This window comes from Candidatus Polarisedimenticolaceae bacterium, assembly GCA_036376135.1.
Classification (GTDB): domain Bacteria; phylum Acidobacteriota; class Polarisedimenticolia; order Polarisedimenticolales; family DASRJG01; genus DASVAW01.
This window is the reverse complement of record DASVAW010000177.1, coordinates 1-12,192: the sequence shown is the minus strand read 5'-3', so window position 1 is coordinate 12,192 and position 12,192 is coordinate 1. Positions and strand designations below refer to the sequence as shown.

General features: G+C 71.6%; 15 protein-coding genes and 1 pseudogene. 6 read left to right on the top strand and 10 right to left on the bottom strand.

Annotated elements, in window-relative coordinates:
* The 3 genes from VF139_19380 to VF139_19370 form a co-directional block, all read right to left on the bottom strand.
* A partial coding sequence (locus tag VF139_19380; GenBank protein ID HEX6853567.1) for a hypothetical protein occupies positions 1-1,094 on the bottom strand: 1,094 nt, incomplete at its 3' end.
* Complete coding sequence (locus VF139_19375) at positions 1,091-1,546, bottom strand: helix-turn-helix transcriptional regulator (protein HEX6853566.1); 456 nt, start codon at positions 1,544-1,546, stop codon at positions 1,091-1,093. The genes VF139_19375 and VF139_19380, both read right to left, overlap by 4 nt.
* Positions 1,547-1,631: 85 nt before the next feature.
* A complete protein-coding gene (locus tag VF139_19370) occupies positions 1,632-2,414 on the bottom strand; it encodes a hypothetical protein (GenBank protein ID HEX6853565.1) in 783 nt (260 codons plus the stop codon).
* A 43-nt stretch (positions 2,415-2,457) separates the two neighbouring features.
* Between VF139_19370 and VF139_19365 the strand changes: the two genes are divergently transcribed.
* Positions 2,458-3,165, top strand: coding sequence for a site-2 protease family protein (locus VF139_19365; GenBank protein ID HEX6853564.1), 708 nt, complete (start codon positions 2,458-2,460; stop codon positions 3,163-3,165).
* Here VF139_19365 and VF139_19360 read toward each other — a convergent pair.
* A complete protein-coding gene (locus tag VF139_19360) occupies positions 3,155-4,573 on the bottom strand; it encodes an aldehyde dehydrogenase family protein (GenBank protein HEX6853563.1) in 1,419 nt (472 codons plus the stop codon). The two genes, VF139_19365 and VF139_19360, sit on opposite strands and share 11 nt — an antisense overlap.
* 74 nt (positions 4,574-4,647) lie before the next feature.
* Here VF139_19360 and VF139_19355 point away from each other — a divergent pair, with 74 nt between their 5' ends.
* Positions 4,648-5,883: a CBS domain-containing protein gene (locus tag VF139_19355; GenBank protein HEX6853562.1), complete on the top strand. Its 1,236-nt coding sequence runs from the start codon at positions 4,648-4,650 to the stop codon at positions 5,881-5,883.
* A gap of 8 nt (positions 5,884-5,891) precedes the next feature.
* Positions 5,892-7,157 (top strand): Nramp family divalent metal transporter, encoded by a 1,266-nt coding sequence (locus VF139_19350; GenBank protein ID HEX6853561.1) that lies wholly within the window; start codon positions 5,892-5,894, stop codon positions 7,155-7,157.
* Between the two features lie 24 nt (positions 7,158-7,181).
* Here the strand turns inward: VF139_19350 and VF139_19345 are convergent, their stop codons facing one another.
* Positions 7,182-7,535, bottom strand: coding sequence for a sulfite exporter TauE/SafE family protein (locus tag VF139_19345; protein ID HEX6853560.1), 354 nt, complete (start codon positions 7,533-7,535; stop codon positions 7,182-7,184).
* Positions 7,532-8,203, bottom strand: a complete 672-nt coding sequence (locus tag VF139_19340) for a metal-dependent transcriptional regulator (GenBank protein ID HEX6853559.1) — start codon at positions 8,201-8,203, stop codon at positions 7,532-7,534. The genes VF139_19345 and VF139_19340 overlap by 4 nt, the downstream gene beginning before the upstream one ends.
* A gap of 47 nt (positions 8,204-8,250) precedes the next feature.
* On the opposite strand from VF139_19340, the gene VF139_19335 reads away from it, so the two are divergent.
* Positions 8,251-8,460 carry a hypothetical protein gene (locus tag VF139_19335; protein ID HEX6853558.1) on the top strand — a complete coding sequence of 70 codons (210 nt, stop codon included), beginning with the start codon at positions 8,251-8,253 and terminating at the stop codon, positions 8,458-8,460.
* Positions 8,461-8,472: 12 nt separating this feature from the next.
* Positions 8,473-9,270 (top strand): annotated as a pseudogene (locus VF139_19330) (hypothetical protein).
* On the opposite strand, the gene VF139_19325 reads toward VF139_19330, so the two are convergent.
* The 3 genes from VF139_19325 to VF139_19315 are packed head-to-tail and all read right to left on the bottom strand — an operon-like array spanning position 9,185 to position 11,127.
* Entirely contained in the window at positions 9,185-10,057 is an 873-nt protein-coding gene (locus VF139_19325; GenBank protein HEX6853557.1) for a hypothetical protein, read from the bottom strand. The pseudogene VF139_19330 and the gene VF139_19325 sit on opposite strands and share 86 nt — an antisense overlap.
* Positions 10,058-10,076: 19 nt before the next feature.
* Positions 10,077-10,556, bottom strand: a complete 480-nt coding sequence (locus VF139_19320; GenBank protein HEX6853556.1) for a hypothetical protein — start codon at positions 10,554-10,556, stop codon at positions 10,077-10,079.
* A gap of 10 nt (positions 10,557-10,566) precedes the next feature.
* Positions 10,567-11,127, bottom strand: coding sequence for a hypothetical protein (locus VF139_19315; GenBank protein ID HEX6853555.1), 561 nt, complete (start codon positions 11,125-11,127; stop codon positions 10,567-10,569).
* A gap of 282 nt (positions 11,128-11,409) precedes the next feature.
* Here VF139_19315 and VF139_19310 point away from each other — a divergent pair, with 282 nt between their 5' ends.
* Positions 11,410-11,850: a hypothetical protein gene (locus VF139_19310; GenBank protein ID HEX6853554.1), complete on the top strand. Its 441-nt coding sequence runs from the start codon at positions 11,410-11,412 to the stop codon at positions 11,848-11,850.
* 80 nt (positions 11,851-11,930) lie between these two features.
* On the opposite strand, the gene VF139_19305 is transcribed toward VF139_19310, so the two are convergent.
* On the bottom strand, positions 11,931-12,192 hold a 262-nt coding region (locus VF139_19305; protein ID HEX6853553.1), incomplete at its 5' end, for a hypothetical protein.

The window sequence follows — 12,192 nt, the reverse complement described above, 5'->3', positions numbered from 1 at the left end:
TTCTTCTTGAACGAGGGCGCCGACTGCTGGGTGCGCAGGTCGAACGTCCGCTTGGCCATCTTGCGAATGATCTCGGGGACCCCCTTGTCGCCGGCGAGGGTCTTGAGGTCCTTGTTGTTCAGCCGCCCGACGAAGTTCGTGGACACCGACGGCGGCGTCCGCGGGTTGCGCACGAGCGCGGTGACCACGGTGTAGTTCTTCGACCACTCGCGGTTGATGCCGACCTGCCGGAGGATCTCGTCCGAGACGTTGCGCATGTTGGCGATCGTCTCGATCTCCTGTTCGGTGATCCGGCCGTTCTTCAGGACCGCCAGCGACACGACCTTGTTCGTGTCGCGCACGAGGATCAGCCGTTCCTCGCGACCGCCCTTGATGGCGAGGATCGCCTTCTGGGCGGTGTTGAGCGTGAGGATCTTCTTGTAGGTCGACCGGATGACGGGGTCCTCGTGGGCCGCGAATTCCTCGCCGTCGACGATCTCGCTCGAGGCGTACAGCTCGCCCACGTCGAGCTCGAGCAGCCGGGCCACTTCCTGGGCGTCGCCTTCGCCCTCGGGCGAGGGCTCGCCCGCCTCCGCGCGCTCCCCGAGGAACCGGTCGAACATCTCGACGATGCGGGCGCGCTGGTCCGCCCGCAGCGCGGGGTTGGTCGACAGGCGGTCGAGGAGCTTGGGGCTGGACAGCAGGCGCTGCTGGTTCGTGAGCACGAGCTCGCACACCGCGGCGCTCCCGGACGTCGCGAGGGCGGCGAGGGCGGCGTCCGGGACGTTCGCGTGGAACGCCACCGCCTCCGCGAGTTTCTCGTCGCGCGCGGCGGCGGGGGCGAAGTGGGCGAGAACCTCCGCGGTGCACGCGGGATCGGCGAGGATCTCGCGCAGCGACTCGCCGTGCAGGGCCTCGAGGCTGCGCGTCGCGTCGGAGCGCACCTCCTCGACGGGATCCTCGCGCAACGCGAGATAGAGGCGGACCAGGGTCGGCTTCGGGAGGGGAAGCGCCCCGCGCGCCGCGGCCGCACGCGCCTGCTGCGGAGCCTCGCCCTTGAGGATCCGCTCGACGAGGAGATCGAAGGGGGAGGGCGTCGGGGTCTCGGCGCTCATCGCCAGGCCTTCGGGAGCGGAAGGTCGATCCAGCCCAGGGCGACCGCCGCGGCGCCGACCGCCACGAGCAGCAGCGCGAGGATGGCCGCGCCGAGGAGCACGCGCCGGCGCCCGCGACGATCGGCCGCGGCGCGCTCCGCCTCGCGTTCCGCCGCGAGGGCCGGCCCTCCCCGTCGGAGGGGCTCGCCCGGGCGCGGGGGCTCCACGCTCTGGGTCTGGCGCCGCTCCTCGTCGAGGTACGCGTCCACCATGCCGTCGGCGTCGATGCCGATGTACTGGGCGTAGGCGCGGACGAATCCCTTGTTGAACACCCCCCCGGGGAGGTGACGGAAGTCGTCGCGTTCGAGGGCGTCCAGGTAACGCAGGTTGATCTTCGTCGCCTCGGAGATCTCCCTCAGCGAGATCTGACGCAGCTCCCGCTCGCGTCGCAGCGTCTCTCCGAAGGAGGGCATGGAAGTGTCCCCGGGGGGCCTGGAAAACGCCTCGCCGCGGGATTCCACGGCAGCGGGCGATTCTAGGAACCCGGAAAAGGCCGTGTCAACTCGGGACGTCGGGCCGGGACGCCGGGCGCCTCTCCAGGCGACGCGACGCCCCCATCCGAACGATGCGCGGAATGGAGGCGTCTGCCGCCACCCGCCCGAGATCTTCGGCCGGAATCGTCTCGACGAGGCGCAATGCCGCCGCCACCGGGGTCCGGGGGTTTCCCAGAACCGCGAGTCGGACATCGCGCCGCAACCCCCAGGCATGGTGGCCGGCGACGGCCGCGAGGGCGTCGGCTGGGCTCGAAGGGGAGGCGGCGATCCGGACCACCTCCCGTTCGGTCAGGCGGGGGTTCCCCAGGAGGGCCCGGAGCACGGTCCCTTCGCCCCCCTCCAGCAGCCCTTCGACCAGACCGCGGCTCGCCCGGCGCGCGAGGGTCACCTTTTCGCCGACGCTCAGCTCGGGGAGTCGGGTTCGCAGGATCTTCTCGGCGTCGCGCCGGAGGACCGGCGACGCGTGGAGGTCGCCGGTGGTCTCGAGCAGATCGCGCCAGAAGAGGTGGCCGAGAAACCCGCGGGCGACCGCGTAGGGGGTCCTCGGATTGCGGACGAGCGCGAGCTTCACCGCGTACGCCCGAGCCCACCTCCAGTTGCGCGCGATCCGTCCCAGCAGGGCGGGGGGGGCCGCGCGGTTGGAGAGGAGGAGGAGCATCGTCTCCTCCGCGAGGGCCGGATTCTGCGCGGCCCCCTCGAGATAGGGGCCGGGGGCCGCCGGAAGGCGCAGCCTGAGGGTCTCCGGGTCGTCGCTGCGACCGGCTTCGCGGGGATCGGGGGCGTCCACGCCGGGAATATAAGGCGTCGGAAGCGCGTGTTACCGTTCCGGAGTGGACGACGCCGGCGCCATCGCCTCTTTCGCGCTCTGGTACGGAGCCTTTCTCTTCTCCCTGACGTGCCACGAAGCTGCACACGCGTTCGTCGCCTGGCGCGGGGGGGACGACACGGCCTACCGGTCCGGGCAGGTCACGCTGAATCCGATTCCGCACGTGATGCGCGAGCCGGTCGGAACCGTCCTCCTGCCGCTGTTCTCCTTCGTGTTCGCGGGCGGGATGATCGGCTGGGCGAGCGCCCCTTACGATCCCCGCTGGGAGGACCGCCATCCGCGCCGGGCTGCGCTGATGTCGGCCGCGGGGCCCGCGACCAATCTCCTGCTCGCCGCCGTCGCGTTCGCGGTGCTCTACGCGGGCCTGTCCTCCGGGGCCTGGACGGTCCCGCCGGTGCAGGGGCTCGACCGGCTGGTCGAGGCCCGGGAGCAGGCGGCCGCGTGGGTGCATTGGGTGGGCCACCTCGCCTCGGTGTTCCTCTCCCTCAACGTGCTGCTCGCCCTCCTGAATGCGCTTCCGTGCCCGCCGCTCGACGGCGCAGCCGTCCTGGCGGGTCTCGTCCCGGCGCTTCGCCACCCGTACCGCGCGCTGCGCGGGTCGACGATCGCCCCCCTGGCGGGCCTCGTCGTCGCCGTCCTCGCCGTGAGAACGCTCTATTACCCGCTGCTCCAGCTGGTCCTGGGCTGGCTCCACGGCGGAGTCATCGGTTGAGGACGAGCAGCCTCGGTTCCGTGTAGTCCTCGATCGCCCACCGTGGCCCTTCGCGGCCGACCCCCGAACCCTTCGTCCCTCCGTAGGGCATCGGGTCGGATCGCCACGTCGGGACCTCGTTGACGAGGACCGCTCCGGCTTCGATCGACTCGTACGCCTCGAGCGCCGTCGCGAGGTCGGGGGTGAAGATCCCCGCCTGCAGGCCGAACTCCGAGGCGTCGACCGCCGCGATCCCCTCGGCGGCGCTCCCGACCGGTTCGACGACCGCCACGGGTCCGAAGACCTCCCGGGCGCAGATGCGGAGCTCCGGCCTCGTGCCGGTGATCACCGTCGGCTCGACGATCGCGCCGCGCCGCGACCCGCCCGCGAGCACGCGCGCTCCCGAGGCCCGCGCCTCGTCGATCCACGCCGCAACCCGCCGCGCGTCCGAGAGCGTCACGAGCGGGCCGACCTGCGTCTCCGGCCGCATCGGGTCGCCGACGACGAGGGTGCGCACGCGCGCGAGCAGCCGCTCGAGGAACGGCTCGAACGCGTCCCGATGGACGTAGATCCGCTGCACCGAGACACAGCTCTGCCCGGCCTGGCCGAACGCGCCCGCGACGCAGCGGGCGGCGGCCCGCTCGAGATCGGCGCCCCGGTCGACCATGACCCCGGCGTTTCCGCCGAGCTCGAGGACGACGCGCTGCCGGACGGCGCGTCGCTTGAGGTCCCACCCCACTTCGGGAGACCCCGTGAAGCTCAACACCCGCACCCGCGCGTCCGTCGCGAGCGCGGTCGCCGCCTCCCCGGCGAGAGGAAGGACCGACACCGCCCCCGGGGGCGTACCGGCGTCGACGAACGCCTGCGCGAGGTCGAGCGCGCTCGACGGTGTCTTCGACGCGGGCTTGAGCACGAAGGGACACCCGGCGGCGACCGCGGGGCCGATCTTGTGGGCGACGAGGTTGAGCGGGAAGTTGAAAGGCGTGATGCAGGCCACGACTCCGAGCGGGAATCGCCGGAGGATCCCGAGTCGTCCCTCTCCTCCCGGGGCCGCGTCGAGGGGAACGATCTCCCCCGGGTCGCGCGTGGCCTCGGCCGCCGACGCGCGCAGCGTGCTCGCGGCGCGATCGACCTCGCCGCGCGCCGCGGTCCAGGGCTTGCCGGACTCGCGCACGACCGTCTCCGCCCATCGATCGGGCTCGTCCTCAAGACGCCGTGCGACGTTCGCGAGGATCTCCGCCCGTCTCCACGCCGGGAGCCGGCGCATCGCCTCCCGGGCGCCGTGGGCTTCGCGCAGGGCGTCCTCCACGTCCCCGGGGCCCGGTCGCGCAACGCGCGCGACGATCGCCTCGTCCCAGGGGGAGCGAACCTCGAAGGCCTCGACGGCGTCGCGCGGGCGGCCCGCGACGAGGAAGGGACGGCTCTCCATGACGGGATCCTCCGCGCCCATTCTGGCGCGTCCGCCTCGACGCCGTCCCCTCGCGCGTGCGATCCTTCGCGACGATGCTGCGACTCTCCGAGATCCTCGGCCTCCCCGTGGTCGACGGGGAGGGCGGCCGCGTCGGCCGCGTCGCCGACGTGCGCGTCGATCCCCAGCGCGGAATCGTCGATGCGCTTCTCGTGCGCCGGCGCGGCGAGCCGCGCGGCGACCGCGCGTTCCTCCCGTGGCCGTCGATCGACGCCGTCTCCCCGTCGCAACGCCGCGTGGTGCTGCAGTCGGGAGCGACGCTGGCCGCGGCGACGCCCGGAGGGAGCGAGTCGCTCGCGCTCAACCGCGACGTGCTCGACCGGCAGATCATCGACATCCAGGGGCGCAAGGTCGTCCGGGTGAACGACATCCTGCTCGAGTACCAGGGAACCGAGCTCGCCCTGCGGCGCGTCGAGACCGGCCTCGCGAGCGCGGTGCGGCGCCTGCTTGCGGGAATCGTCTCCGCCCGTCCTCTCGAACGCCTCACCGCCGGGTTCCCGCAGCAGGGGATCCCGTGGGACTACGTCGGGATGGTCGAGCCGGGGACCGCGCGCATCCGCCTCAAGGTCCACCAGCAGCTCGTCAAGATGCACCCCGCCGATCTCGCGGACATCCTCGAGGACCTCGGCCGCGTCGAGCGGCGGGAGATCGTCACCGCGCTCGATCCCGAGACCGCCGCCCAGGCGCTCTCCGAGGCCGACCCGAGCGTCCAGGCCTCGGTCGTCGAGGAGATCCGACCGGACCAGGCGGCGGACCTCCTCGAGGAGATGGCCCCCGACGAGGCGGCCGACATCCTCGGCGACCTCTCCGAGGAGCGGTCGAAAGCGGTGCTCGCGGCGATGGAGCGCGAGGAGGCGCAGGAGATCCGGGAACTGCTGCGGTTCCCCGAAGACTCCGCGGGCGGTCTCATGACGTCGGAGTTCTTCCTCGCCCGGGCCCACTGGACGGTCGGCGAGACGCTCGCCGAGATCCAGAAGGTCGACGAGGACCTCGTGGGCGAGATGGACGAGATCCCCGTGGTGCAGGGGGAGGACCTGCTCGTGGGCGTCGTTCCGCTGGTTCGCCTCGTGCGCGCGCCGGGCGGGGCGAAGGTGGTGGAGTTCATGCGTCGCGAGGCGCGGGCGGTCGAGACCGGCGAGCCGTTCCCGGAGGTCGTCGAGCGCTTCGAGAAGTACCACCTGCGCGCCCTCGCCGTCGTCGACGAGGCGGGGCGCCTCGCCGGGATGATCAACATCGAGGACGTGCTCAGCCGTCTCGTCCAGGAGGAGTGACGGTGGCGATGCGGGCGCGTCTGACCGGCCTTGCGGCCCGTCTCGGCCTCCTTCTGGCCGTGCTCGGCCCCGGCATGATCACGAGCAACGTCAACAACGACGCGGGCGGGATCTACACGTACTCCGTCGCCGGTGCGCGATACGGCTACGGCCTCCTGTGGATCCTCGTTCCCGTGACGGTCGCACTCGTCGTCGTGCAGGAGATGTGCTCGCGCATGGGGACGGTCACCGGCAAGGGACTCGCCGACCTGATCCGCGAGGAGTTCGGATTGCGGGTGACGTTCCTGCTGATGATGGTGGTCCTCTTCACGAACCTCGGGAACGCCGCCGCCAATTTCGCGGGGCTCGCCTCCGCGCTCGAGGTCTTCGGCATCAGCCGCTACGTGTCGGTTCCCCTGGGCGCGGCCGTCGTCTGGTGGCTCGTCGTCTTCGGCACCTACAAGTCCGTCGAGCGCGTGTTCCTCGTCGCCTGCCTGTTCTACCTCGCCTATCCGATCTCGGGGCTCCTCGCGAAGCCGGACTGGGGGGAGGCGGCGCGTGGGCTCGTCGCGGTCCGCGCTCCCGCGGACTTCGACGGGATCGCGATGATCGTCGGGATCGTCGGGACGACGATCGCGCCCTGGATGCAGTTCTACCAGCAGACGTCGGTCGTGGAGCGCGAGACCTCGATCGCCGACTACGGGAAGGCGCGCCTGGACGTGGTGATCGGATCGATCGTTGCCGTCGTCGTGGCGTTCTTCATCGTGGTCGCCTGTGCCGCGACGCTGCACCGGACGGGGCAGACCGAGATCGCCACGGCCGCCGACGCGGCGCGCGCGCTGGCGCCGCTCGCGGGACGTTTCGCGGAAACGCTGTTCGCGCTCGGCCTCGCCAACGCGTCGCTGTTCGCCGCCTCGATCCTCCCCCTCGCGACCGCCTACAGCGTGTGCGAGGGGCTGGGTCTCGAGGCGGGGGTGAACCGCTCGTTCGGCGAAGCGCCGGAGTTCTACTGGCTGTACACCGCGATCATCGCGCTCGGAGCGGGGATGATCCTCGTCCCCGGCGTGCCGCTGCTCCGGATCATCCTCGCCTCGCAGGTCCTCAACGGCCTGCTGCTCCCGGTGATCCTCGTCTTCATGGCGCTTCTGGTGAACCGCAGCGAGTTGATGGGGGAGTTCCGCAACGGCCCCGTCTACAACGCGATCACGTGGACGACCACCGCGGTGCTGATCGTCCTCGCGGGGGCGATGGTGGTCACGAGCCTGATGCCGGGGGGTGCGGCGGCGGGATTCTGATCTCCGTGACCTCCACGCTCCGCGTCACTTCTTCATCAGCATCCGCACGGCGAGCACGATCAGAAGGAGCGCGAAGATCCGGTTGAAGGTCTTCGGGTCGACGTGGGGGAGCAGGCGCGCGCCCAGCTGCGCCCCCGCGATGCCGCCGAGGCCGATCAGCAGGCCGGCCTTCCAGTCGACGTCGACGAGTTTCTGGTGGGCGAAGACCGCGGACAGGCTGATGGCGAGGATCGCCACGAACGAGGTGCCCACGGCCTTCTGCGGGGCGAAGCCGAGGTAGATCAGCAGCGGCACCACCAGAAAGCCGCCGCCCAGGCCGGTGAAGGCCGCGGCAACGCCCACGAGCAGGCCGATCAGCGGGAACCACCAGGCGCTCATGCACGCTCCTTCAGGACGAGGACGCGCGAAGCCGCGCGAAAGCCCAGGCGCAGCGCGGCGCCGCGCTCGGGGAGGATCTCGACGGTGTCCGCGAGCGGGTCGCGGGCGGTGACGCGGACGCGACGGCCCGGTCGCAGCCCCGCCGACTCGAGCAGTCGCAGGAACTCGGGGCGCTGATCGACGACGCGCGAGATCGAGACGTCCACGTCCAGCGGCGTGTCGGTCAGCGCGACCTGTTCGTCCTCGGGATGGAAGGTCCCGTGAGGGGTCGGGATCGGGTCGCCGTGCGGGTCGGAGACGGGCCGACCGAGCATCTCGTCGATGCGCTCGATCAGGCGGTCCGAAACCGCGTGCTCGAGGATCTCGGCCTCGCCGTGCACCTCGCTCCAGCTCATCCCCATGACCTCGACCAGGAAGAGCTCGACGAGGCGATGTCGACGCAGCACGTGCATCGCCAGTTGGACCCCGGCGGGGGTGAGCCGCACTCCGGCGTAGGGCTCGTAGGTGAGCAGCCCGGAATCGGAGAGGGTCTTGACCATCGCCGTGGCCGTCCCGGGGGTGACGCCGAGGGCTCCGGCGACGAGGCCGGTCGAGACGCGTTGTCCCGGCCGCCGCTGCTCCTCCAGCCAGATGGCCTTGAGGTAATCCTCGACGGTGCTCGTCGGCATGCCCGCAAGGATAGCCGACGGCCTCCGGTCGACGTATGCTTGCGCGCATGCGCCGCACCCTGGTGTTCGTCCTGGTCGCGGGCCTCCTCGCGGCGGTCGTCGCGCACGCTCAGGACGCGCCCGCCCCGAAGGCGGTCTTCGAGACCACGACGTTCGACGGCGGGCCGGTTGCGCCGGGCGCGGACGTCCAGGCGCAGTTCGTCGTCCGCAACGAAGGGGCGGGGGAGCTGCGGATCCTGGCGGTGAAACCCGGGTGAGGCTGCACCGTCGCCTCGTTCGACGAGGTGATCCCGCCCGGGAAGGCGGGGACGATCCGAGCGACGATGAAGTCGGGAACCCACCGCGGCGCCCTCTCGAAGCCCGTCACGGTCACGACCAACGATCCGACGCAGGCGACCGTCGTCCTGAACATCCAGGCGCAGGTCCAGGGGAGCGTGATCGTCCTCCCCACCGCCGCGCTGTCGTTCGCGACCCTCGCGGAGCGTCCGGGACGATTGCTGATCCGCAAGGACCCGACGGAGACGGGGGTGCTCGCCGTCGGCGGCGCGGTCGCTTCGCTCGACTGGCTGACCGTCACCTCCCGAAAGGTGGCCGACGGGGAGACGGCGATCGAAGGGGTCCCTCAGCCCCAGCCGGGGGATTGGCTGATCGAGGTCAAGCCCCTGACGGCGCCGGCGCCGGGGTCCTACCAGGGGACGCTGACGTTCGAGACGGGGCTTCCCCGCGAGCCGAAGGTCTCCGTCCCGCTGATGACGTTCGTGCGTCCTCCGCTGACGGTCAACCCGGCCGAGGCGGTCCTTCGAGGCGGATCGGAGGCCGTGCTGCTGGTCGCGGTCCGGCCTGACGTGGACGCCGATGCGCTGCGTGCGATCGCCGAGCCGCCGGGAATCGAAGCCCTCCTCGAGCGCAGCGCGCAACGGACCTTCCGGCTGCACGTGGCGTGGAAGGGGGATCCGGAAACGCGTCCCCGAACCGGCACGATCACGCTGACGTCCGGGAGCCAGTCGTTCCGGATTCCGGTGCGGCTCGAACCCGTGCCGGCCGCCGGTCCCCCCACGACCAACTGAAGCCGAGCCCGCCGGGGGCCACGGGACCGAACCGGGCCCCACGCAACCCGCGGGCATCGCAGACCCCGCCGCCAACGACCAACCCGGTCGCCGCGCCCAGCACGACGTCGGGGAGCCAGTGGGCGTCGCTGTCCATCCGCTGGACGCCGACGAGCGCCACGCCCGCGTAGAGGGCTCCCGCGGCGAGCCGTCGCGCGAACGCGGCCCTGCGGGATTCCCCCGGGCGGGGCATCAGGTAGGTCCTCCGGATCGGAGGGACGATCGACGCCGCGAGCGCGACATCCGCCGAGATGCCGTGCCCGCCGAACCGGAGGAAATCGACGTCGTCCCCGTCGCTCGGGCGCTCCGCGGCGAGCACGAACGACCCGAGACCCGCGGCGGCGTAGGAGAGCGCCGCGGATTCGAGGAGCATCGCCGCGGTCCGTCGCTCCCTCGCGTCGCGGGTGAACGCCGAGGCCGCCGCGAACCCGAGGGCGAGGACCGGTGCCGTCGCGCCCTTTCCCAGCAGATCCCGGGCGTTTTCGGCGAGCTCCGAGCGATGCCCTCCGGGGCCGTCCCAGATCGCATCGCGAACGGCGTGCCGCGCGGCGTAGGCGGTGAACGTCGCGGCAGCGACCGCGGTGACGCGCCGCCGTCCGTCGTCGTCGAGCCGGAACGGGCGGGCGACGACGTGCCCGACGTCCGCGACGGGCTGGAATGTCCTGAGCCGCTCGGCCAGCGGAAGGTCGGCGGCGACCGCCGCGCGGGCGGCGAGAAAGGCGCAACCGCACGCCAGGGCCTTTCGCACGCCGCGAGTCTAGGCCCGGTCAGACGCTCGGGCCCGCCTCGGGCGCGGATCCTCCGATCCAGCGAGCCACCTTCGCGATCGACGCGAGCGGGATGTCGACGCGCACCGACTCCTCGGCCGACTCCACGCTCACCCGCAAGAACCCGTCCTTCGTCTCCACGCGGACGCGTTCGTTCTGGTGGTCCGCTTCGATCAGCACGAAGTCGCCGTGCCCTTCGAGATCGTCGCAGAGATTCTCGAGCACCGAGAGGATCGGTCCGGCCTCGGCGTCGAGCTCGATCTCCGCGCGGGCGTGGTCGGGAATCACGGCGAGCGCGGCATCGAGCGCGACCGCCGGGAGGACGAGGGCGACGTCGGTCCCCCCCGCGCGATGGTCCTGGATGCGGACCCGGATGGCCCCGGCCTGCCATGTGGCGACCGCGGCCCAGGTCACCCCGCCGGCGAACAACACGGCCAGGACGAGCGCGGTCACGCCGACGATCTTTGCCGTGCGGCTCATTGCGTCTCCTTCACTCCGCCGAGGCGGCGGTGCGGTCGACCCAGATCCGGACCTTCTCGTTCGCGCTCTCGACCGTGACGAGCTCGCCCTCGCCCGCGTCCGAGAGGGCCTTCATCGCGGCGGCGACGTCGATCTCGCCCCCGCCGGGGGCGAGGAGCGCATCCATGAAGGCCAAGGGGACCCGGACGCGCACGCGCTCCGCCCCTTCGCCCTTCTCATCGACCCGGACGAGAATCATTCCCCCCTGCTTGGAAACGGTGACGTCGCCGTCGTGGCGGCTGTTCACCTTCACGAACTCCCCGTCCTGGGCGGCGCGCAGCGCCCGCCCGATCGCCTGAAGGTCGACGTCGTTCATGTCGGCGCCGTCGATCCTGATACGCCCGCCCCGGAAGTTCTCGACGTGGATCGCGGGCAGGATCTGTTCGAGCATCGAGAGGGGCACGTTCACCCGGACCCGATCTCCGTCGGCTCCTTCGTCGACGTGGATGTGGAGCCAACGCTCCTCCCCCGTGGCCCGAACGGGGGCCGCCAGCATCAGGACCGCCATCGCCGACAGGATCGTGCGTCGCATCGTCGCCTCCTCCGGGCGGCCGGCTTCGGCCGCCCGCGCGTACCAAAGGAACGCAGGAGCCCCCTCCTTCGTTGCGGCGTCCCGTCCGGACGGTTGCGGGTCAGGGACGAGTGGTCGGCGAGGCGTGGCGGTCGGTGCCCCGGGGAACCCCGGTTCTCGTCGCCGGGAACCGAAGTTCCCGAGAACCGTTCATTCCCGACCCGGATCGCTCGTATTCCTTCCGAGCTTATCGGCACGTGCCGTGCAGAGCGCCAACGCGGATGCGCGAAAGGAGAGGACCCCATGAACCACCGGATGCTTCGACTCGCTCTGATCGGCACGTTGGCTTGCGTCTCCGGGGCAGCGGCGGCCGAGGAGTACGGCGGCTGCTTCCGGGTGGACCTCACCCAGCCGTACGTCCTGCCCGACGGGTCGGTCCACGATCCGGGAAGCCTGACCATCTGCACGGATCGTCCCCTGAACCCGGTCTCCGGAACCCATCGGATGACCGCGTCGGGCACGGGCGTCGGGCGGTGGGTCAGCCGACGCGTCCGCTCGGAGGCGGGGCCACTCGACGGACCGCAGGTGATCTTCGCTCGCAACCCGAACGGGACCCTTCGCCTGCTCGGATACCTGGAGCCGGCCGGAGGCCGGGTCCGGGCCTACGCGTTCGGCACGCTGGAGCCGACCGTCGCCGTCGGGGCGGGGGGCGGCGCGGATCGGGTCGTGCTCGCCGCCAGCTGACGCCACGGTGGCCTCGAGCTTGTTGACGGATGAGGTGATCGGCGGCCGGGTCGTACTCGGCCGTTCGGTCCGATTCGGTCTCAGGCGGCGTGCTTGCGGTCGAGCTCGGGAAGGTCCACGGTCCAGCGCTTCCGGTAGAGCCGGAGCGCGGAGTGCGTCACGGACTCCCTTTCCGGGAACAGCCGCCTCGACAGGATCCGTTCCCATCGCCACCGGGCGCCCGCCAGCCCGACGTGCATCGCGGGGGTCGTCGGGTCGGGCTTCCGTTCCGACCGCCCCTTGATGAAGTTCTTCCAGACCGCCATCAGGTGCGCCCGGCCCAGGATCGATTCGAGTCGTCTC

Coding starts and splice junctions, on each gene's coding strand:
- VF139_19355 (HEX6853562.1), top strand. CDS start 4,648: ATGCTGCGACTCTCCGAGATCCTCGGCCTCCCCGTGGTCGACGGGGAG.
- VF139_19315 (HEX6853555.1), bottom strand. CDS start 11,127: ATGCGACGCACGATCCTGTCGGCGATGGCGGTCCTGATGCTGGCGGCC.
- VF139_19335 (HEX6853558.1), top strand. CDS start 8,251: ATGCGCCGCACCCTGGTGTTCGTCCTGGTCGCGGGCCTCCTCGCGGCG.
- VF139_19320 (HEX6853556.1), bottom strand. CDS start 10,556: ATGAGCCGCACGGCAAAGATCGTCGGCGTGACCGCGCTCGTCCTGGCC.
- VF139_19375 (HEX6853566.1), bottom strand. CDS start 1,546: ATGCCCTCCTTCGGAGAGACGCTGCGACGCGAGCGGGAGCTGCGTCAG.
- VF139_19345 (HEX6853560.1), bottom strand. CDS start 7,535: ATGAGCGCCTGGTGGTTCCCGCTGATCGGCCTGCTCGTGGGCGTTGCC.
- VF139_19340 (HEX6853559.1), bottom strand. CDS start 8,203: ATGCCGACGAGCACCGTCGAGGATTACCTCAAGGCCATCTGGCTGGAG.
- VF139_19350 (HEX6853561.1), top strand. CDS start 5,892: ATGCGGGCGCGTCTGACCGGCCTTGCGGCCCGTCTCGGCCTCCTTCTG.
- VF139_19360 (HEX6853563.1), bottom strand. CDS start 4,573: ATGGAGAGCCGTCCCTTCCTCGTCGCGGGCCGCCCGCGCGACGCCGTC.
- VF139_19310 (HEX6853554.1), top strand. CDS start 11,410: ATGAACCACCGGATGCTTCGACTCGCTCTGATCGGCACGTTGGCTTGC.